Below are 21081 nucleotides of genomic sequence, written 5' to 3' on the forward strand. Positions count from 1 at the left end.
AGATGATCAAATCGTTAGCACACATCGGATTACGCACGCGTAATCTTAGCGCAGCCAGCACCTTCTATCAGTCGCTGGGTTTTGAGTCTCAGCGGCAACTTGATGTTAGGGACGAGAGCGGAACCATCGCCGTCGAGTTCTTACAGCATCAAGGTGTCGTACTGGAACTGTATCAACTACCGTGGCAAACAGCTGTGCGGGAAGAGCAAGACAGTGGCCTCGACCATCTGGCATGGCACGTGGCGGATCTTACTGCGGCAGAGACTTGGGTGAAATCTCTCGGTTATCCGCTGGTTGAAGGTCCTTGTGATCATCCAGCAGGGAGTCGTTACTTTATGATCGCAGGCCCCGACGGTGAGCGAGTGGAATTTCTGCAACCGCTAAACCGTTAAACGAATGTTCCGGGCGGAGTTCACGCCGCCCGGAAGCTGCGTTAGAGTGTTGCTGTTTCCCACGTTCGAGGCCGATATGTATCTAGAGGAAAGACAAGAAAAAATCCTCGCCATTCTCAAAGAGAAACGCAAAATCTCCGTTGGCGAAATGAGTGAGCGCTTTAATGTTTCTGGCGCGACTATTCGTACCGATCTCCGTTTAATGGAGGAATCGGGCCAACTTACGCGCACCCATGGCGGCGCAATTCTTCGCACCCGGGCCAGTTTTGAAATGGGCTCGGATCTGCGTGAAAGCATGAATATTGATGCCAAAGGACGCATCGGTGAACGCGCAGCACAGCTGGTTGAAGATGGCGATATCATCGTACTCGATACCGGGACGACTACGCTGCACATCGCACACCATCTGCGAGAACGCAAAAATCTCACCGTGATCACCAACGATTTTGCCATTGCCCGCGTACTGGAAGAAGCCAGCGGCGTTCAGTTGGTGCTACTCGGCGGTATGGTGAAGAAGGGATATCACTGCGTCATTCCCGCTGCGGGTGGTCAGATGATGGATCATCTTAACGTCGATAAGGCTTTTATGGCGGTGAACGGCATTTCGCTCAAGCAAGGAGCCTGTGTCGCTGACATTATGCTGGCAGAAAGCAAACGCACCATTATTGAACATGCCAGCCAGGTCATTGTGGTATGCGATAGCAGCAAGCTGGGAAACACTTCATTAGCACAATTCGCGCGCTGCGATCAGGTGGATATGCTGGTCATCGATACGCTACCGGAAGACGCCGAAGACTGGCAGCAGGCCGGCATTGCGTTAGTGAGTATCGAGTAGGTGAGTAACTAAAGCAAGGGCGCCCTCAGGCGCCCGTATACTGTCTTTTTTACCGACGTTTTAGCAGCATATACAAGCTAATCGCGAAGAACGCGGCGCTTGGCAGGATGGCACCCAGAATCGGCGGGATGCCGTAAACCAGGCTGAGCGGGCCGAAGATCTGGTCCAGTACGTAGAACAGGAAGCCAAAGCTAATCCCCGTGACCACACGTACCCCCATCGAGACGCTACGCAGCGGACCAAAGATAAACGACAGCGCCATCAGCATCATCACCGCCACGGAAAGTGGCTGGAAGATTTTGCCCCACATATTCAGCTGATAGCGTCCGGAAACCTGGCCGCTCTGCTTAAGATATTTGGTGTAGTTATACAGGCCGCTGATCGACAGCGCATCCGGGTCCAACGCCACCACACCGAGTTTGTCGGGAGTCAGGTTGGTTTTCCACTCTCCGCCCAGACTCTGTGAACCGGTGATTTGTTTGGCATCGCTGAGGTTGGACTCATCCACCTGCGACAGCACCCACAATTTCTTATCAGCATTCCAGGTGGCACTTGCGGCATAACGTACGCTCTGTAAACGACGCTGATCGGTGAAGGTATAAATGCTGACACCATCGATTTCGCTATCGCTTTTGATGCGTTCGATGTAGATGAAGTCATGGCCATCTTTTGCCCACAAGCCACTCTGTGTCGACATCAACGAACCGCCATACAACTGCTGTGCACGGTAGTTACGCGCCATCTGCTCGCCCTGTGGCGCAACAAACTCACCAATGGCCATGGTCAACAACACCAGTGGGATGGCGGTTTTCATCACGGCCAGCGCCACCTGCAGACGGGTAAAGCCCGAGGCCTGCATGACGACCAGTTCACTGCGCTGCGCCAGTGTCCCCAATCCCAGCAGCGCGCCAAGCAGCGCCGCCATCGGGAAGAAGATTTCAATATCTTTCGGTACGCTGAGCAAGGTGTAATAACCGGCATCCAGTGCGGTATAGGCGCCCTGCCCGGTTTTACGTAGCTGATCGACGAACTTGATGATGCCCGACAACGACACCAGCATGAACAGCGTCATGATGATGGTATTGAAGATGGTTTTACCGATATAGCGATCAAGGACCTTAAACATCACACCGATCCTCCACGGCTAAAGCGGCCACGAATGCGTCGCATCGGTACCGTATCCCACAGGTTCAAGATCACCGCCAGCGCCAGGTAAGCGAAGTTCACCACCCACATCCAGATGGCGGGATCGAACTTGCCTTTCGCCGCGTTAGACCGCAACGAACTCTGCAACAAGAAGAAGATCAGGTACAGCAGCATGGCGGGCAGCATTGACAGCACACGGCCCTGGCGTGGGTTGACCACACTCAAAGGCACCACCATCAGCGCCATCACCAACACGGCAAACACCAAGGTTAAACGCCAGTGGAACTCCGCCTGGAACTGCGGTGTTTTGTTCTTATACAGCGTGCTGATACTCGCCTGATCGGCATCGTTCGGATCGAGCGTGGCTTCCTTGTAGCCCACCAGCGCCTGATAATTGGTGAAATCCGTAATACGGAAATCGCGCAACATGGCCGTGCCTTCAAAACGCGTGCCTTTATCCAGGGTCACCACCTGCGAGCCGTCTTTACGCTGCTCCATATGACCACTGTCGGCTAGCACCACTGAAGGGCGTGCATTTCCTTTCGGACGCAGTTGCGCCAGGAACACGTTACCAAAATGATTGCCTTTCACGTTTTCCACGAACAGCACGCTATTGCCGTCGCTGGAGGTCTGGAACTGACCCGCCGCAAGCGCCGCTGCACCTGGGTTGGCTTTGGCATTTTGTGTCACTTCGTCCTGATAACGTGATGACCATGGCCCTAACCAAATGACGTTGACTGCCGCTACCGCCGAGGTGAGCAACATCAAAATCATCGCGGCCTTAACCAGCACGCTTTTACCCAGTCCGCAGGCATGCATCACCGTAATTTCACTTTCGGTGTACAGCCGCCCAAGGGTCATTAAAATCGCCAGAAACAAGCTTAGGGGCAGGATAAGTTGTGCCATTTCAGGCACGCCCAGTCCTAACAATGTCAGAACCAGATTTGTTGGGATCTCGCCATCCACCGCAGCACCCAAAATCCTGACTAACTTCTGGCAAAAGAAGATCAGTAGCAGGATGAACAGGATAGCCAGCTGGCTTTTGAGCGTTTCCCGAACCAGATATCTAATGATGATCACGCTTAGTACGCCTGTGATAACTTGTCTTTTTGCAGGAAAATCGCTAGTTTCAACGCTTATCAGCCATTTTTCTTCATCAATGGCCGTCATCGTAGCTAAAATAGTATGACGAACGCGTTAGAGTGGTGAAAAAACAACACATTTCCACCCCTACTCATTATGACCGCCAGCGTTAAATTGTCATGGCGTCGCAACTAAATAATGGGTTACGAACGCGAGACATTCTAACGACAGCTAAGGCCGTTGTCTTTAAGATTCAGGAGAGTGCATGGAGTTCAGTGTAAAAAGCGGTAGCCCGGAAAAACAGCGTAGCGCCTGCATCGTTGTTGGCGTTTTCGAACCGCGCCGTTTATCACCCATTGCCGAGCAGCTGGATAAAATCAGCGACGGCTACATCAGCGCTCTGCTGCGCCGCGGTGAACTGGAAGGCAAGGTTGGCCAGACGCTGTTGCTGCACCATGTGCCGAATATCCTTTCCGAGCGCATCTTGCTGATCGGCTGTGGTAAAGAGCGTGAGCTGGATGAACGCCAGTACAAACAGGTGATTCAGAAAACCATCAACACGCTGAACGACACCGGCTCAATGGAAGCCGTATGCTTCCTGACTGAACTGCACGTTAAAGGGCGCAATACCTACTGGAAAGTTCGCCAGGCGGTGGAAACCTCTAAAGAAGCGCTCTACAACTTCGATCAGCTAAAAAGCAATAAGGTCGAACCGCGTCGTCCGCTGCGTAAGCTGGTGTTCAACGTACCAACGCGCCGTGAACTCACCAGTGGCGAACGTGCTATTCAGCACGGTTTAGCAGTCGCTGCCGGTGTCAGAGCCGCCAAAGACCTCAGCAACATGCCGCCGAATATTTGTAACGCCGCGTATCTGGCGTCGCAGGCGCGTCAGTTGGCCGATGCTTACAGCAAAAATGTCACCACGCGTGTGATCGGCGAACAGCAGATGAAAGAGCTGGGCATGAACGCTTACCTGGCGGTCGGTGCCGGTTCACATAATGAATCGCTGATGTCAGTGATTGAGTACAAAGGCAGTACCGATCCGGAAGCACGTCCGATTGTGCTGGTCGGTAAAGGCCTGACCTTCGATTCCGGTGGTATCTCGATCAAACCGGCTGACTCAATGGATGAGATGAAGTACGACATGTGCGGTGCGGCCTCAGTGTACGGCGTGATGCGCATGGTGGCGGAACTCAATCTGCCGCTGAACGTGGTCGGCGTACTGGTCGGCTGTGAGAACATGCCGGATGGCCGATCGATGCGTCCTGGCGATGTGCTGACCACCATGTCCGGTCAGACCGTGGAAGTGCTAAACACCGATGCCGAAGGCCGTCTGGTGCTGTGTGACGCGCTGACCTACGTTGAGCGTTTCGAGCCAGAAGTGGTGATCGATATTGCCACTCTGACCGGTGCTTGCGTGATTGCACTGGGTCACCATGTCAGTGGTTTGATGTCAAACCACAACCCACTGGCACACGAGCTGATCAGCGCTTCCGAGCAGTCCGGTGACCGCGCGTGGCGTCTGCCAATGGCCGATGAGTATCAGGAACAGCTGGAATCCAATTTTGCCGATATGGCGAACATTGGTGGCCGTCCCGGTGGTGCTATCACTGCCGCCTGTTTCCTGGCACGCTTCGCCCGTAAGTTTAACTGGGCACACCTGGATATCGCGGGCACCGCATGGCGCTCTGGCAAGGCCAAAGGCGCCACTGGTCGCCCGGTTCCTCTGCTGTCGCAGTTCCTGTTGAACCGCGCGGGTCTGAACGGCGACGATTAAAGTCTTCTGCGATCATTGAAACGGTGCGCATAAATGCGCACCCTACAGGACTTATAGGGTCGCCCTTAATGGCGACCTTATTATTGGACGCAGCGGTCTTGCTGAAGCACAATGCCCCACAGTCATCAATGGAAATAACCCCGCCATGAAAAACGCCACTTTCTATGTGATGGAGTCAGAAAGCGCCAGCGACGGCCTCAGCGCCATCGAAGCCCTGGTGTGCGATCTGGCAGAAACACGCTGGCGTGACGGCAAGCGCATTCTGATTGCCTGTGAAAACGAAGAGCAGGCCAACCGCCTGGATGAGGCGCTATGGCAGCGCCCCGCCAACGCTTTTGTGCCCCATAACCTGGCCGGTGAAGGCCCGCGTTACGGTGCGCCGGTGGAACTGGCCTGGCCGCAACGCCGTGGCAGTTCACCGCGCGACCTGTTGATCAGTTTGCTGCCACAGTTCGCAGATTTTGCTACGGGTTTCCATGAAGTGATAGACTTTGTTCCTTACGAAGAATCCTTAAAACAACTGGCGCGCGACCGCTATAAAGCCTATCGCAGCGTTGGTTTCCAATTGAATACGGCGACGCCACCTCCGCCGCAAACGACAGTGTAGAAATGGAAAAGACATATAACCCGCAAGATATCGAGCAGCCGCTCTACGAGCACTGGGAACAGCAGGGCTACTTTAAACCGAATGGCGATACCAGCCAGGAAAGCTTTTGCATCATGATCCCGCCGCCGAACGTCACCGGCAGCTTGCATATGGGTCACGCTTTCCAGCAGACCATCATGGATACCATGATCCGTTACCAGCGTATGCAGGGGAAAAATACCCTGTGGCAGGCAGGTACTGACCATGCCGGTATCGCCACGCAGATGGTTGTTGAACGCAAGATTGCCGCTGAAGAGGGCAAAACCCGCCAGGATTATGGTCGTGACGCCTTCATCGACAAAATCTGGCAGTGGAAAGCGGAATCTGGCGGCACCATTACCCGTCAGATGCGTCGCCTCGGCAACTCCGTGGATTGGGAGCGTGAGCGCTTCACCATGGATGAAGGCCTGTCTAACGCGGTGCGTGAAGTCTTCGTCCGCCTGTACAAAGAAAACCTGATTTACCGTGGCAAGCGCCTGGTGAACTGGGATCCTAAACTGCGCACGGCTATCTCCGATCTGGAAGTGGAAAACCGCGAGAGCAAAGGCTCTATGTGGCATATCCGCTATCCGCTGGCTGACGGCGTTAAAACCGCAGAAGGTAAAGATTATCTGGTGGTTGCCACCACCCGTCCGGAAACCCTGTTGGGCGATACCGGCGTGGCGGTGAATCCGGAAGATCCGCGCTACAAAGATCTGATCGGCAAAGAGCTGATCCTGCCGCTGGTGAATCGTCGCATCCCGATCGTCGGCGATGAGCACGCGGACATGGAAAAAGGCACCGGCTGCGTGAAGATCACCCCAGCGCATGACTTCAACGACTATGAAGTCGGTCGTCGTCACAAGCTGCCGATGATTAACATCCTGACCTTTGATGGCGATATCCGTGAACGTGCGGAAGTGTTCGACACCAATGGCGAAGTCAGCGACGAGTGTGCGGATGAGATCCCAGCCCAGTTCCAGAAAATGGAACGTTTCGCGGCGCGTAAAGCGATTGTGACTGCGGTTGACGAAATCGGCCTGCTGGAAGAGATCAAACCCCACGATCTGACCGTGCCCTACGGCGACCGTGGCGGTGTAGTCATCGAGCCAATGCTTACCGACCAATGGTATGTTCGCACCGCTCCGCTGGCGAAAGTCGCGGTTGAAGCGGTAGAGAATGGCGATATCCAGTTCGTACCAAAACAGTACGAAAACATGTACTTCTCGTGGATGCGTGACATTCAGGATTGGTGCATATCACGTCAGCTGTGGTGGGGCCACCGTATCCCTGCATGGTACGACAATGACGGTAACGTCTATGTTGGCCGCACGGAGCAAGAAGTACGTCAGGAAAATAACCTGGCTGACGTGGTGGTTCTGCGTCAGGACGACGACGTGCTGGATACCTGGTTCTCGTCTGGTCTGTGGACGTTCTCCACTCTGGGCTGGCCAGAAAATACCGAAGCGCTGCGTACCTTCCACCCAACCAGCGTGCTGGTAAGCGGCTTCGATATTATCTTCTTCTGGATTGCGCGCATGATCATGCTGACCATGCACTTCATCAAAGATGAAAACGGTAAGCCGCAGGTGCCGTTCAAAACCGTCTACATGACCGGTTTGATCCGTGATGAAGAAGGCCAGAAGATGTCCAAATCGAAAGGTAACGTCATCGATCCACTGGATATGATCGACGGGATTTCGCTGGAAGATCTGCTGGAAAAACGCACCGGTAACATGATGCAGCCACAGCTGGCTGAGAAGATCCGCAAACGTACCGAGAAGCAGTTCCCGGACGGTATTGTGGCATCCGGTACCGACGCGTTGCGCTTTACCCTGGCGGCGCTGGCCTCAACCGGCCGCGATATTAACTGGGATATGAAGCGTCTCGAAGGCTATCGCAACTTCTGTAACAAGCTGTGGAACGCCAGCCGTTTCGTGCTGATGAACACCGAAGAGCATGATTGCGGCCAAAATGGCGGCGAGATGAAGCTGTCGCTGGCAGACCGCTGGATTCTGACCGAATTCAACAGCACCGTGAAAGCCTATCGTGAAGCGCTGGATAGCTATCGCTTTGATATCGCTGCCAACATTCTGTATGACTTCACCTGGAACCAGTTCTGTGACTGGTATCTGGAGCTGACCAAGCCAGTGATGGACAACGGTAGCGAAGCGGAACTGCGCGGTACGCGTAATACGCTGGTGACCGTGCTGGAAGCCTTACTGCGTCTGGCGCATCCGATCATTCCTTACATCACCGAAACCATCTGGCAGCGTGTGAAGGGTCTGAAGAACATCGATCACGATACCATCATGCTGCAGGCCTTCCCGCAGTTTGACGCGGCGAAAGAAGATGCCGAGGCGAAAGCCGATATCGAGTGGATGAAGCAGGCGATTGTCGCGGTGCGTAACATCCGTGCTGAGATGAACATTTCTCCGGGCAAACCGCTGGATGTGCTGCTGCGTGATTGCTCTCCTGCGGCACAGCGTCGCGTGGAAGAGAACCGCAACTTCCTGTCTCGTCTGGCGCGTCTGGCCAGCCTGGAGATTTTGCCTGCGGGTGAGAAAGGACCACTTTCAGTCACTAAGATTGTAGAAGGCGCTGAGTTGCTGATCCCCATGGCGGATCTGGTGAACAAAGAAGCGGAGCTGGAGCGTCTGGCGAAAGAGCTGACCAAGCTGGATGTAGAGATTGAGAAGATCCAGGTCAAGCTGGCGAATGAAGGCTTTGTTGCTCGTGCACCGGAAGCAGTGGTGGCGAAAGAGCGCGATCGCATCGTTGAGCTGGAACAATCAAAAGCAAAACTGATTGAACAGCAGGGCGTGATTGCGGCATTGTAAGCGCATCAGTCCAATTGCTAAATCATAGCCGGGCACTGCCCGGCTTTTTTACACCGGAAGAGAATGATGACCACCGCTACGCCACTGAATTTGCAGGTGCGCCCGATTACTGCGGCCGATAACCCTCTCATTGCACAAGTGATCCGTGATGTGTCAGCGGAATTCGGCCTTACGGCTGATAAAGGCTACACCGTTTCGGATCCCAACCTCGATCGGCTGTTCGAACTCTACAGTGAAGCCAATAGCGCGTACTGGATCGTCGAGCATGACGGGGTGGTGGTTGGCGGCGGCGGTGTGGCACCGCTGGCGTGTAGCGCGCCGGATATCTGCGAATTGCAGAAGATGTACTTCCTGCCACAGGTGCGCGGTTTAGGTCTGGCGCGTGGGCTCGCTCTGCGAGCCATGGACTATGCGCGTCAACAGGGCTTTCGCCGCTGCTATCTGGAAACCACCGGCAGCCTGACGCGAGCGATTAAACTGTACGAGTCGCTGGGATTCGAGCTGATTGATAACGCCATGGGGTGCACCGGCCACGGTGACTGCGAAGTGCGGATGCTGAAGGTACTGTGATTCAGGGATAGAGGCGGTTTTTGCCCTCACCCCAGCCCTCTCCCGCTTGCGGGAGAGGGTGCCCAATTGTGCTGTGGTTGGCTAAGCACTCATTATCAAAACTTGCTGGATCGGTCCCCTCGCCCGCTTGCGGGAGAGAGTGACTAATTGTGCTGTGGTTGGCTAAGCACTCATTATCAAAACTTGCTCTATCGGTCCCCTCGCCCGCTTGCGGGAGAGGGTTAGGGTGAGGGAAACATCACGCACTCACCTTAAAACGCTGGCACACCACTGTGAAAACGTAACTCGCCATCAGGCTCGCTGATCAAACGCGCCTCAGCCTCACCAAAAGCTTGCACGCGCGGGGCAATATCTTTCGCTGAGATCTGTTCCGCCAGCTTCAGGTAATCCTGATAGTGGCGTGCTTCAGAACGCAGCAGCGAGATGTAGAATTTCTGCAGCTGATCATCAAGATACGGCGCCAGGCTGGCAAAACGTTCACAGGAACGCGCTTCGATATACGCGCCGCAAATCAACTTGTCCACCAGCGCATCGGGTTCATAAGTGCTGATTTCACGAATCAATCCTTTGGCGTATCGACTGGCGGTGGTTTTGCGGTATGGCAAACCACGTGACTGCATAATTTCCCAGACCTGATAAAAATGATGCAGCTCTTCTTTGATCAACAGCACCATCATCTCGACTAAGTCATCCGCCCACGGCAGTTCGTTACGCACAATGATGCTTTTGGTCAGATTCTTGTGCGCATTGATAAAGTTGTTGTCCGGCTCATCGCGATAAATGAAATCTTCATAAGGTTTGAGCCACGCCAGAATGGCATCGCCACTCGGCTTATCGGCCACATACTTACGAATAATAAACACCGCAGTTTGTGCCGCCTTAAGCTCACACACCATGTGATCGGTGAGCAGCAGCGTCAGGTTTTCCGGTTTGCGCGCCTCATCAATCCACGCTTGTGGCGTGCGGCAATGCAGAAAATCATGAATGGGTTCTAACAGGGGAGCGTAGTTCATCGGCGTTCTTTATGCTGGCGGGAGAAGTCAATCAGGGCGGCAGGTGCCGCCCATTAAGGCTTAGTGACGCACACCGTCGTCTTCTTCGTCGTCGATGAAATCGCCATCGTCGTCTTCATCTTCGGCGTCTGGATCTTCAAAGTAGGTGCCCCAACCGTCGTAATCGACGTTGAATTTACCCGCCAGATTCACCAACTGCTCAACCTGCGCATCAATCAGCTCGGCTTTCAGCGCCCCTTCGCTCAGGATGTCCACGCACATCACGGTGCCGCCCTCTTCCAGCTCCAGCTCTTCCGGTTCGCTGACCTCAAAGCCCAGTTTGAAAGCTTCCACCGCCACTTTTTCCAGTGAGTCGAAGTTGTTGCAGGAGAGGTGATGCTCGATAGTGTAAAGCGCATCCGGATCGCTGCCGTCCTCCAGCAACTCTTCAATGATCAGGCGGGTTTCTTCGCGCTGTTCTTCCAGCAATGCTTCGTATGCCATGGGCGTGTCCTCAAAATGTTCGGCGTGAATGCAATTATTTTCCCACACTGCCTCGCGCGCCACTACACAAAACAGAAAGTTTCTTAACGCCGGGGTTGAAAATGCATATTCATACGGTTAGATTGAATTTTAATTCATTATTGATCCATATCTGGAGCGCTGTATGAGTCAGCTGTATTCGAGACATTTCCTGAGATTGCTGGATTTCACCCCAGCTGAAATCGCCAACCTGCTCAATCTCGCAGGTGAATTAAAACACGCAAAGAAAAATGCCACTGAAACCCAGTACCTGAAAGGCAAGAATATCGCGCTCATCTTCGAAAAAGACTCGACCCGTACACGATGCTCTTTCGAAGTTGCCGCATACGATCAGGGCGCTAACGTGACTTACCTCGGCCCAAGCGGCAGCCAGATTGGCCATAAAGAATCGATGAAGGACACCGCGCGCGTATTGGGCCGTATGTATGACGGTATCCAGTATCGTGGCTTCGGTCAGGAACTGGTCGAAACCCTGGCTGAGTTTGCCGGTGTCCCTGTGTGGAACGGTTTGACCACCGAGTTCCACCCTACGCAGTTGCTGGCCGATTTACTCACCATGCAAGAGCACTTACCGGGTAAACCGCTCAGCGAGATGACGCTGGTGTACGTGGGTGACGCGCGCAATAACATGGGCAACAGCATGCTGGAAGCTGCTGCACTGGTTGGGCTGGATCTGCGTCTGGTGGCACCAAAAGGCTGCTGGCCGGAAGAACAACTGGTGGAACAGTGCCGCGTGGCGGCGCAGCAAACCGGTGGCAAAATCACCCTGACCGAAGACATTGCCGAAGGCGTGCAAGGTGCGGATTTCATCTACACTGATGTTTGGGTGTCGATGGGCGAAGCCAAATCGGTGTGGGAAGAGCGTATCGCGCTGCTGCGCCCGTATCAGGTGAACAGTGCGATGCTGGCGCTTACCGGCAATCCACAGGTGAAATTCCTGCACTGCCTGCCTGCTTTCCATGATGACCAAACTACCTTGGGCCGTCAGATGGCAGAGCAGTATGGCCTGAATGACGGCATGGAAGTGAGCAACGAGGTGTTTGAGTCAACGCACAGTATCGTGTTCGATCAGGCCGAAAACCGCATGCACACCATCAAAGCGGTGATGGTGGCAACGCTGGGTAAGCCGTAAAAGCAAACGTTTACCCCGTGCGCGATTTCTGCTTGATGCAAATCAGTGAATGCGTATAATGCGCCACAATTTGCCGGAGGAAACATGCAACAGCGCAGCGTACAATTTGCCGCTCTACCCCGCCTGACCACAGGCGATGCACCTGTTTCTTTCCGTCATTCATTGATCGTAAAAAAGCCCCTTAAGCAGGGGCTTTTTTTTGTCCGCAATCCGGCAGCGCAGAGGAGAACGCTATGGCCAACCCGCTATATCGCAAGCACATTATTTCTATTAACGACCTCAATCGCGATGAGCTGGAGCTGGTGTTACACACCGCCGCTCAGTTGAAGGCGCATCCCCAGCCGGAACTGCTAAAGCACAATGTGATTGCCAGCTGTTTCTTTGAAGCCTCCACCCGTACGCGTCTCTCATTCGAGACTGCAATGCATCGTTTAGGCGCATCAGTGGTGGGCTTCGCCGATGGCAGCAACACCTCGCTGGGTAAGAAAGGCGAAACCCTCGCAGACACCATTTCTGTGATCAGCACTTACGTGGATGCGATTGTGATGCGTCATCCACAGGAAGGTGCGGCGCGTCTGGCCACCGAGTTCTCCAGCGGCATCCCGATTCTGAATGCCGGAGACGGCGCGAACCAGCATCCAACACAAACATTGCTGGATCTGTTCACCATCCGCGAAACCCAGAGCCGCCTCGACAATCTGAATGTGGCCATGGTCGGTGACCTGAAATATGGTCGCACCGTGCACTCGCTGACGCAGGCGTTGGCCAAGTTCACTGGCAACCGTTTCTACTTTATCGCTCCCGATGCACTGGCGATGCCGTCTTACATTACTGACATGCTGGATGAGCAGAACATTGTGTGGTCGCGTCATGACAGCATCGAAGAAGTGATGCCCGAACTGGATATTCTCTACATGACGCGCGTGCAGAAAGAGCGCCTCGATCCTTCCGAGTACGCCAACGTGAAGGCGCAGTTCATTCTGCGCGCCGCGGATTTAGTCGGTGCCCGCGATAATATGAAGGTGCTGCACCCATTGCCGCGTATCGATGAGATCACCACTGATGTCGACAGCACGCCGCACGCCTGGTATTTCCAGCAGGCAGGCAACGGCATCTTCGCCCGCCAGGCCTTGTTAGCACTGGTACTCAATAGCGAACTGGCCCTGTAAGGAGAAACCGATGACTCACGATAATAAATTGCAGGTTGAAGCCATCAAACGCGGCACGGTGATTGACCATATTCCCGCGCAGGTCGGTTTTAAATTGCTCTCACTGTTCCGTCTGACCGAAACCGATCAACGCATCACCATCGGCCTGAATCTCCCTTCCGGCGAAATGGGTCGCAAGGATCTGATCAAGATCGAGAACACCTTCCTGACCGACGATCAGATCAACCAGCTGGCAGTATACGCGCCACTCGCCACGGTGAATCGCATCGATGATTACGAAGTGGTGGCGAAGATCGCTCCTACGCTGCCGGATCGCATTGAGCGCGTGCTCACCTGTCCGAACAGCAACTGCATCAGCCGCAGTGAACCGGTATTCAGCAGTTTTGCAGTTAAGCAGCGTGATGATGATGTGCACCTGAAGTGCAAATACTGCGAGAAAGAGTTCGCGCGCCACGTGGTTCTCGGCCACTGGTAATAACTGATGTCGCCTCTAAACCCAAAACAATTCGAGGTTCAGGAAGGCACGTAGCCAACGCACCTGCAACTCGAAGTATGAAGGGTATATAATGGGGCGATCATTTTCGTGATTGGCAAACGTCAATCGCACACTTTCAAGGAGAAACAATGTCTCGCGAAATCAGCACAGAAAAAGCACCCGCAGCAATTGGCCCTTATGTGCAGGGCGTGGATCTTGGCAGCATGATCATCACTTCAGGCCAGATCCCCGTGGATCCGGCGACCGGGGCCGTGGCGGATGATGTCTCTGCGCAGGCGCGTCAGTCGCTGGAGAATGTGAAGGCGATTGTTGAAGCCGCTGGCCTGAAAGTGGGCGACATTGTCAAAACCACCGTGTTCGTGAAAGACCTGAATGACTTCGCCACCGTAAATGCCACTTATGAAGCCTTTTTCACTGAGCACAACGCCAGCTTCCCAGCGCGTTCTTGCGTAGAAGTGGCGCGTCTGCCAAAAGATGTGAAGATTGAAATCGAGGCGATTGCAGTTCGCCGTTGATTTAAAACATCGCGCAATAAATTGCGCCGCTACAACATAACCGTAGCGGCGCGATCGGTTATTTAGACGCTCGCAACAGCTTCTCCAGCGGACGAACCAGCGCCAACACCGTCTCATCCTGCACCTGTGCAGCGGCATCCAGTTTGGTATGCATGTCGGCCACTTCACTGGCACCGTACGCCTGATTACGCTGCATCGCATTGACCAAATCCAGCCCCATCCGGCTCAGTTGCGCCACTTGCTGTGCCTGCTGCTGCAACGGCTTAAGCTGGTAATTCGCTAAAATCAGCGGCATCACCGCATCGCTGTTGTTTTGCCAACGCTGTAGCTGCTGACGAATGGCGTTAGCGGCGGCATGATCCTCTCGGTTGGCAATTAGCGCATCCACCTGTTTATCCAGCAAGCGCACCGGCTCGCTTTCGGCTGGCAGCACATCCGCCAGACGATTGAGCGGCTCAAAGTAATCATAATGCCCGGCCTGGAACTTCAGATGCTGACGCGTGTAGTACTGTGCCGGTTCCAGCACTTCCGCCAGCACGCGCAGCGGTGTAATGTCGCTGGTATTCGCCAGACGCATCATCTGCACTTCCGCCTGCTGATGCTGCTGAAGTCCCACCGACACCGTGCCCCAACGATCTACCGCGCTCAGGCGCTGATACATATTGTCGCTGTCCGTGACATCCTTCGCAGACCACAGGCGCTCTGCCACCACAAAGGCGCGCGGCCACAGGCGGGTATCAATCACCCGGCTGTTGACGTTTTCCGCCCACAGTGCCGCTTCACCGCCAATCAGGTTATTTTGCATCTGTTCCGGCGAAGGCACGGAAGGTTGAATCCCAGCGGGCACCTGAGCCAGCTTATTGCCTTCAACCGGATAACGCACATTGCCCACTAGCATATAGCCAGTCAGTTTGTCCTGTGTCAGCGTGACCATCGGCTGGAAAGGCCCCATCCAGGTATCAACGCTAAACGTTAGCTGAGTGGGCGACAGCCAGCGAATGTCGCTGACCATCCGCCGCGCTTTGCCGCTGAAATCAATAAATCCACGCCAGCCGCTTTTGCCTTCCACCAGGGTGAAGCTGCCTTTTACCGGGCTGCCTTTCAGGCGCGGCATGGTGAACTGCCAGCTCTGCGCCTGCTCATCGGCTAGAATCTGGTCCTGGCCATTGAGGCCCTGCGGCCAGGGTTCGTTGCGATAGTGATAGGCCGCAGTTTGGGGCTGATCAAGGTAGAAACCGGTTGAGAGAATGCCGCGGAAATCGTGTTTTGCTGCCTCTCCCAACGCATCTTGCCCCTGCCAGGATTGGATCAAAATACTTTTCGGCAGATCGGGATGATAGACCTCATCCCACCCAATCATGCGCCGCTGATGGGCTTCGAGGATCTTCTCAACGCGCTGATTGAACCATGCCTGCAAAGCGTGCGTATCTTTCAGGCCGTGGTCACGCATAAACTGCTGAATCTTAGGTGAGTCGTTCCATTGTGTTGGATCGACTTCATCACCACCAATGTGAACATAAGGATCGGGGAAGATGGCCGTCACCTCCCCCATCAACGTATCGATAAAGGTAAACACCGCTTCGTTGCTGGGATCGAGTAACGGTTTAAACACCCCCCAACCGCGTTCCATCTGATATGGACCCGGCGCGCTCAGCAGTTCAGGCATCGCCACGGCGATCGCGGAAGCGTGTCCTGGCAAGTCAATTTCTGGCACCACACGCACGCCGCGCTGAGTGGCATAACGCACCACATCGCGCATCTGCTGCTGAGTGTAATAGAGGCCATCGCTGGCTTTCTCCTGCAGCTGTGGATAGTGGCTGGAAGCAAAACGCCAGCCTTGGTCATCCGTCAGATGCCAGTGGAATACGTTCATGCGCGCAGCGGCGATACCATCAATTTGTCGCTTAACGGTTTCGATCGGCAGGAAGTGGCGCGCCGAATCGATCAGCACCCCACGCCACGGGAAGCGCGGTTTATCGTCAATAGTGACGTAAGGGATCTGCGTTCCCGTCTCATTATTCTCAATTAACTGCAACAGCGTTTCCATGCCGCGCATCGCACCAAAGCGGGTGTTGGCTTTCAGCAGTACACCGCTGCTGTTGACCTCCAGATGATAGCTCTCATCGCTGTCAGGTTGCGGCAGCGGGTCAACCGCTTGGGCGATTTGTACCTGAATGGTGGCTTGGTTGCTCGGGGCACTGGCGGGCAGCAGTGGCCAGCCGGTCTGGCGTGAAATACGCGCGCGCCAGCGGGCTTCCGCGCCCTCCAGATGATCGCCTGAGATATGCAGCGTGAACTGCGGCGTCAGCGTCAGTGCGCCGCCACCCGCGGGCTGGACCACTTTTTGTGGCCAGGGCATTAATGGCAAATCGGTTGCGGGAGCGGCAAAAGCAGAAAAAGAGAGGGAGAGACAACAGGCAAGCAGCGTTCGTTGCAAAGGCATGTGAGGCTTCCTTGTAAATAAATGACGGGCCAAAAAAAAGCAAAGAACTCATTAAACCTGCTTCGCTTCGCAAATCAAGTTTGCATCGGTCGAAGTTTGGGCGGGTTAAAACTTTTGAAGTTTAGTTCGCTTCACCATTGTGCGGCTTTCAATCTTCGTTATGGCTTCTTTGCGGCAGGTCAAAAACGGTGCGATTAATTTCCGCCATAACACCACATGTAGCGATTACACTCCTTAAAAATACCCACATATAGTTTTATGGAGAGATGATGGCGACGGTGGTGATTAAGCGTGACGGCTGTAGAGTGCCCTTTGAGGCACAGCGGATTGAGCTGGCCGTGCAGGCCGCAGCCCAGGCAGCGCAGATTGATGATGCGGCCTGGTGCAGTCAGGTGGCGATGCAGGTCAGTCAGCAACTGGCCGATCGCGCGGAGGTGGATATCCGCGATATTCAATGCGCAGTCGAAGAGACGCTGATGGCGGGACGCTGGCCGCAACTGGCGCGTGCCTATATCGAATACCGTCATGATCGCGATCTCGCCCGTGAACAGCGTGGCAAACTGCATCACGCCATTCGTGGTCTGGTAGAGCAAACCAATGCCGCACTGCTGAATGAAAACGCCAACAAAGACAGCAAGGTGATCCCCACTCAGCGCGATCTGCTGGCAGGCATCGTCGCCAAACACTATGCCCAACAGCAACTGCTACCGCGTGACGTGGTACTGGCGCACGAGCGCGGCGAGATCCACTATCACGATCTCGACTACTCGCCGTTTTTCCCGATGTTTAACTGCATGTTGATCGATCTTCAGGGCATGCTGAACAACGGCTTTAAAATGGGCAATGCCGAGATTGAGCCACCAAAATCAATCGCTACCGCCACTGCCGTCACGGCGCAGATCATCGCCCAGGTCGCCAGCCACATTTACGGCGGCACCACCATTAATCGCATTGATGAAGTGTTATCGCCCTTTGTGAACCTCAGTTTGGAGAAGCATCGCGCCGTGGCTCACGCGTGGCAGATCCCTGATGCCGAAGCCTACGCACGGGTGCGCACCGAGAAAGAGTGCTACGACGCCTTCCAGTCGCTGGAGTACGAAGTCAACACGCTGCACACCGCCAACGGACAGACGCCCTTTGTGACCTTCGGATTTGGTCTGGGTACTGACTGGGCCGCTCGGCTGATACAGCAATCGATTCTGCGCAATCGCATTGCCGGCCTCGGCAAAAATCACAAAACGGCAGTGTTCCCCAAACTGGTGTTCGCTATCCGCGAAGGCGTGAATCGCCGTCCTGGTGATTTCAATTACGATATCAAGCAATTAGCGCTGGAGTGCGCCAGTAAGCGCATGTATCCCGACATCCTGAACTACGACAAAGTGGTCGAGATTACCGGCTCATTCAAAACGCCGATGGGCTGCCGCAGCTTCCTCGGCGTGTATGAAGAAAACGGCGAGCAGATCCATGAAGGCCGCAACAACATTGGCGTGATCAGCCTCAACCTGCCGCGCATCGCGTTAGAAGCCAAAGGCGACGAGGCCCATTTCTGGTTGCTGCTCGACGCGCGGCTGGCGCTGGCCAAGCGCGCATTGATGACGCGCATCGTGCGGCTGGAGAAAACCAAAGCCCGCGTCGCCCCCATTCTCTATATGGAAGGTGCCTGCGGGGTGCGGCTCAATGCCGATGACGAAGTGGGTGCGATTTTCCGTAACGGCCGTGCTTCCATCTCCCTGGGTTATATTGGTCTGCATGAAACGCTCAACGCGTTGAGCGGCAACGAAGTGCATCCCTATGACGCGCCGTATTTGCGTGAAAAGGGCGTTGCCATTGTCCAGCACCTGCGCGATGCGGTTGATGCGTGGAAAACCGAGACCGGCTACGGTTTCAGTTTGTACAGCACACCGAGCGAGAACCTGTGCGACCGCTTCTGCCGTCTTGATGCGGCCGAATTCGGCGTGGTACCGGGGGTCACCGATAAAGGGTACTACACCAATAGCTTCCATCTCGACGTTGAGAAGAAAGTGAATCCCTACGACAAGATCGACTTTGAAGCGCCCTATCCCGCTCTCGCCAATGGCGGCTTCATCTGCTATGGCGAATACCCCAACATTCAGCACAACCTCAAGGCGCTGGAGGACGTGTGGGATTACAGCTATCACCGCGTGCCCTATTACGGCACTAACACGCCGATTGATGAGTGTTACGAATGCGGTTTTAGCGGCGAGTTCAGCTGCACCAGCAAAGGCTTTACCTGTCCGTGTTGTGGCAACCACGATCCGGCACGCGTCTCCGTTACGCGCCGCGTCTGCGGCTATCTTGGCAGCCCGGATGCGCGCCCCTTCAACGCTGGCAAACAGGAAGAGGTGCAGCGCCGCGTTAAACATCTGGAAAGCGGACAAATAGGATGATGCATATCCATCGCTATTACGCTGTCGATATCGTTAACGGACCGGGCACGCGCTGTACGCTGTTTGTTGCCGGCTGCGAGCATCAGTGCCGTGGCTGCTACAACCAGAGCACCTGGCGGCTCGATTCTGGCGTGCCGTTCACGCTGGAGATGGAAGAGCAGCTGATTGCCGACCTCAAAGACACGCGAATTCCGCGCCAGGGATTGTCGCTAAGCGGCGGCGATCCGCTGCATCCGCACAATGTGCCGCACATCCGTCGGCTGGTAAAACGGGTGCGCCGCGAATGCCCGGACAAAGATATCTGGCTGTGGACCGGCTATAAGATGGCGGAACTCAGTGAGGCCCAGCGCGAGGTAGTCGCTGAAATTGACGTGTTGATCGACGGGCGTTTCATTGAAGCGGAGAGAGATGCGCGGCTGCTGTGGCGCGGCAGCCGCAATCAAAAAATCTGGTATTTACGCCAGCCACAAGGCGAGCAGACCGACGATGAACCCGCTGAACGCCACGCCCAGCAGCGCGATCCACAAGGCGCGCGCCGGGAAGGCACGATGCAGCATCAGTAGCGACGGCACACTCACGGCGGGCAAGGTCATTAACAGCGCCAGAGCCGGCGCGATACCCATGCCCGCCAGCATCATAGTTTGCACGATCGGGATCTCTGCCGCCGTGGGAATGACAAACAAACAGCCTGCTATCGCCATCAGCATCACCCAAAACAGCGTATTACCCACCGCGCCATCCGCATGTGGGAACAGCCAGACGCGCGCCGCGCCCAGCAGCAGCACGGCGATGATATACAGCGGGATGGTGTTCCAGAACAATCGCCACATCACCCCCAGCCAGCGTGAGAGAAACGGTGATTCATCACGGGTCGCCAACACCTTCGGCACGGCGATGGTCTGTTCTGGAACGCTACGCTGAACCAGTGACGCAATGCCCAGCACCATTGCCAACCCGGCCACCAGCCGAATCGCGGCAAAGTGCCAGCCCAGCACAAATCCCATAAATATCAGCGTAGCGGGATTCAGCAGCGGATTGGCCAGCCAGAACGCCATCGCCGCCCCGCTCGACACCTGAGACTGACGCAACCCTGCCGCGACCGGTGCCGCACAGCAGGTACACATCATTCCCGGCAAACCGAAACCGGTACCGATTAATGTCGAGCCAAAACGTGACTGGCCCATCAGGCGCAACAGCCAATGGCGGGGAATGAGCACCTGCACCAGCGAGCCGAGGACCACGCCGAGCACCGCCGCTTTCCATACCGCGAGAAAATAGACCATGGCGTAATCCAGCGCCGCACGCCACGGCGAATCGGCGGCATTGGCCAGAATAGATTTTCCGATTGAATGGGTTTCGACGGCGGTAAAGGCTTTGCCGTAATAGGGCTGCCATTTGACATACCACAGGCCGATCACCACCACCGCGAGAAACAGCAGCGGTTTCCACCAGGCTAATCGTATCGCAGGCGCTGAGGGGGCAAGTTGGGTCATAACCGATCTCGTATTCAACTGAATAACGGAAGCCGCACGATGATGTGCGGCGGATAACCCACAGTGTTATTCAGGTTATCGAAATCTGCCACGCGTAACTGACGTAAATTTGATCCGCCGCGGAAATTAGCGCGGGCTTGCCTCGCTGCGCTGCCAGACAATCTTTTTACCGAAGCCCAGCGCGTTGTCGGTCATCTTGACCTCATCCAGCATGATTTCCCACAACGGTGCTGTGACTTTGCGCGCGATGGGAAAACGCTTCTGATAAGCATGGCGCGCCTGCGCTTCGTTTTCCTCACTCAGCGGCTGAATGCGACCACGATACTGCACGCCTTTAATCAACAAGACGGTTTTCGGCTGACCGTTAACCGTGCCCGCAACCTGTGGATTGGCCAGCATCAGCGTGCCATGGCGCGTGTCCGGTTCGGTCATCAGCCAGAAGGCCATGCGCGTTTCGTCGAATACGTAAAAGCAGTTGGCGCACCACAAATCGTCTCCGCTAGTGGCGCACAACGACAGGGCATGCTGTTTTTTTAAATAACGAATCAGGTGGGAATGGTCTGACAAAATACAACTCCATGCGGCGCATAGCGATGCTGAGATAAGCGCGCTACACTGCCTG

The 21081-nt window shown here is 55.0% G+C and carries 19 protein-coding genes; 12 read left to right on the forward strand and 7 right to left on the reverse strand.

From position 1 onward, the window contains the following. Positions 1-2: 2 nt before the first annotated feature. Together QMZ30_RS06655 and QMZ30_RS06660 are read left to right on the forward strand one after the other, a co-directional pair. Positions 3-392: a VOC family protein gene (locus QMZ30_RS06655; protein WP_283226801.1), complete on the forward strand. Its 390-nt coding sequence runs from the start codon at positions 3-5 to the stop codon at positions 390-392. A gap of 76 nt (positions 393-468) precedes the next feature. Next, positions 469-1227: a DeoR/GlpR family DNA-binding transcription regulator gene (locus tag QMZ30_RS06660; RefSeq protein ID WP_283226858.1), complete on the forward strand. Its 759-nt coding sequence runs from the start codon at positions 469-471 to the stop codon at positions 1225-1227. Between the two features lie 49 nt (positions 1228-1276). On the opposite strand, the gene lptG is transcribed toward QMZ30_RS06660, so the two are convergent. Both lptG and lptF read right to left on the reverse strand, forming a co-directional pair. Next, positions 1277-2353: an LPS export ABC transporter permease LptG gene (gene lptG, locus QMZ30_RS06665; RefSeq protein WP_039327620.1), complete on the reverse strand. Its 1077-nt coding sequence runs from the start codon at positions 2351-2353 to the stop codon at positions 1277-1279. Continuing rightward, positions 2353-3453 carry an LPS export ABC transporter permease LptF gene (lptF, locus tag QMZ30_RS06670; protein WP_039327618.1) on the reverse strand — a complete coding sequence of 367 codons (1101 nt, stop codon included), beginning with the start codon at positions 3451-3453 and terminating at the stop codon, positions 2353-2355. Before lptF ends, lptG begins: the two co-directional genes overlap by 1 nt. 268 nt (positions 3454-3721) lie before the next feature. On the opposite strand from lptF, the gene pepA reads away from it, so the two are divergent. From pepA to QMZ30_RS06690, 4 genes are all read left to right on the forward strand, one after another. After that, positions 3722-5233, forward strand: coding sequence for a leucyl aminopeptidase (gene pepA / locus QMZ30_RS06675; RefSeq protein ID WP_039327616.1), 1512 nt, complete (start codon positions 3722-3724; stop codon positions 5231-5233). 145 nt (positions 5234-5378) lie between these two features. Continuing rightward, positions 5379-5840, forward strand: a complete 462-nt coding sequence (locus QMZ30_RS06680; RefSeq protein ID WP_058971041.1) for a DNA polymerase III subunit chi — start codon at positions 5379-5381, stop codon at positions 5838-5840. 2 nt (positions 5841-5842) lie between these two features. Continuing rightward, on the forward strand, positions 5843-8698 hold the full coding sequence (locus QMZ30_RS06685) for a valine--tRNA ligase (protein ID WP_283226802.1): 2856 nt from the start codon (positions 5843-5845) through the stop codon (positions 8696-8698). Between the two features lie 63 nt (positions 8699-8761). After that, positions 8762-9268, forward strand: a complete 507-nt coding sequence (locus QMZ30_RS06690) for a GNAT family N-acetyltransferase (RefSeq protein WP_418903610.1) — start codon at positions 8762-8764, stop codon at positions 9266-9268. A gap of 251 nt (positions 9269-9519) precedes the next feature. On the opposite strand, the gene miaE is transcribed toward QMZ30_RS06690, so the two are convergent. Together miaE and rraB are read right to left on the reverse strand one after the other, a co-directional pair. Further along, positions 9520-10281 carry a tRNA isopentenyl-2-thiomethyl-A-37 hydroxylase MiaE gene (gene miaE / locus QMZ30_RS06695; RefSeq protein WP_283226803.1) on the reverse strand — a complete coding sequence of 254 codons (762 nt, stop codon included), beginning with the start codon at positions 10279-10281 and terminating at the stop codon, positions 9520-9522. 60 nt (positions 10282-10341) lie between these two features. Next, positions 10342-10764 (reverse strand): ribonuclease E inhibitor RraB, encoded by a 423-nt coding sequence (gene rraB / locus QMZ30_RS06700; RefSeq protein ID WP_039327607.1) that lies wholly within the window; start codon positions 10762-10764, stop codon positions 10342-10344. Positions 10765-10927: 163 nt separating this feature from the next. Between rraB and argF the strand changes: the two genes are divergently transcribed. The 4 genes from argF to ridA all read left to right on the forward strand — a co-directional run bounded on the left by argF (position 10928) and on the right by ridA (position 14115). Beyond that, complete coding sequence (argF, locus tag QMZ30_RS06705; RefSeq protein ID WP_039327605.1) at positions 10928-11935, forward strand: ornithine carbamoyltransferase; 1008 nt, start codon at positions 10928-10930, stop codon at positions 11933-11935. Between the two features lie 233 nt (positions 11936-12168). Further along, the gene (gene pyrB, locus QMZ30_RS06710) at positions 12169-13104 is read left to right on the forward strand and encodes an aspartate carbamoyltransferase (protein WP_058971050.1); all 936 of its coding nucleotides are present in this window, start codon (positions 12169-12171) and stop codon (positions 13102-13104) included. Between the two features lie 10 nt (positions 13105-13114). Beyond that, entirely contained in the window at positions 13115-13579 is a 465-nt protein-coding gene (gene pyrI / locus QMZ30_RS06715; RefSeq protein ID WP_039327601.1) for an aspartate carbamoyltransferase regulatory subunit, read from the forward strand. Positions 13580-13728: 149 nt separating this feature from the next. Further along, a complete protein-coding gene (gene ridA, locus QMZ30_RS06720) occupies positions 13729-14115 on the forward strand; it encodes a 2-iminobutanoate/2-iminopropanoate deaminase (RefSeq protein ID WP_034826478.1) in 387 nt (128 codons plus the stop codon). Positions 14116-14173: 58 nt separating this feature from the next. Here ridA and QMZ30_RS06725 read toward each other — a convergent pair whose 3' ends face one another. Then, positions 14174-16558 carry a beta-N-acetylhexosaminidase gene (locus tag QMZ30_RS06725; RefSeq protein WP_283226804.1) on the reverse strand — a complete coding sequence of 795 codons (2385 nt, stop codon included), beginning with the start codon at positions 16556-16558 and terminating at the stop codon, positions 14174-14176. A 269-nt stretch (positions 16559-16827) separates the two neighbouring features. Here QMZ30_RS06725 and nrdD point away from each other — a divergent pair, with 269 nt between their 5' ends. Both nrdD and nrdG read left to right on the forward strand, forming a co-directional pair. Next, a complete protein-coding gene (gene nrdD, locus QMZ30_RS06730; protein WP_283226859.1) occupies positions 16828-18966 on the forward strand; it encodes an anaerobic ribonucleoside-triphosphate reductase in 2139 nt (712 codons plus the stop codon). Then, the gene (nrdG, locus tag QMZ30_RS06735) at positions 18963-19529 is read left to right on the forward strand and encodes an anaerobic ribonucleoside-triphosphate reductase-activating protein (protein WP_283226805.1); all 567 of its coding nucleotides are present in this window, start codon (positions 18963-18965) and stop codon (positions 19527-19529) included. The genes nrdD and nrdG overlap by 4 nt, the downstream gene beginning before the upstream one ends. On the opposite strand, the gene QMZ30_RS06740 is transcribed toward nrdG, so the two are convergent. Continuing rightward, positions 19422-20459 carry a permease gene (locus tag QMZ30_RS06740; RefSeq protein ID WP_283226806.1) on the reverse strand — a complete coding sequence of 346 codons (1038 nt, stop codon included), beginning with the start codon at positions 20457-20459 and terminating at the stop codon, positions 19422-19424. The two genes, nrdG and QMZ30_RS06740, sit on opposite strands and share 108 nt — an antisense overlap. A 126-nt stretch (positions 20460-20585) precedes the next feature. Continuing rightward, positions 20586-21026: a YhbP family protein gene (locus tag QMZ30_RS06745; RefSeq protein ID WP_283226807.1), complete on the reverse strand. Its 441-nt coding sequence runs from the start codon at positions 21024-21026 to the stop codon at positions 20586-20588. Between the last annotated feature and the right edge of the window lie 55 nt (positions 21027-21081).

Origin of the sequence: Pantoea sp. EA-12 (assembly GCF_030053355.1) — a bacterium.
Classification (GTDB): Bacteria; Pseudomonadota; Gammaproteobacteria; order Enterobacterales; family Enterobacteriaceae; genus Pantoea; species Pantoea vagans_C.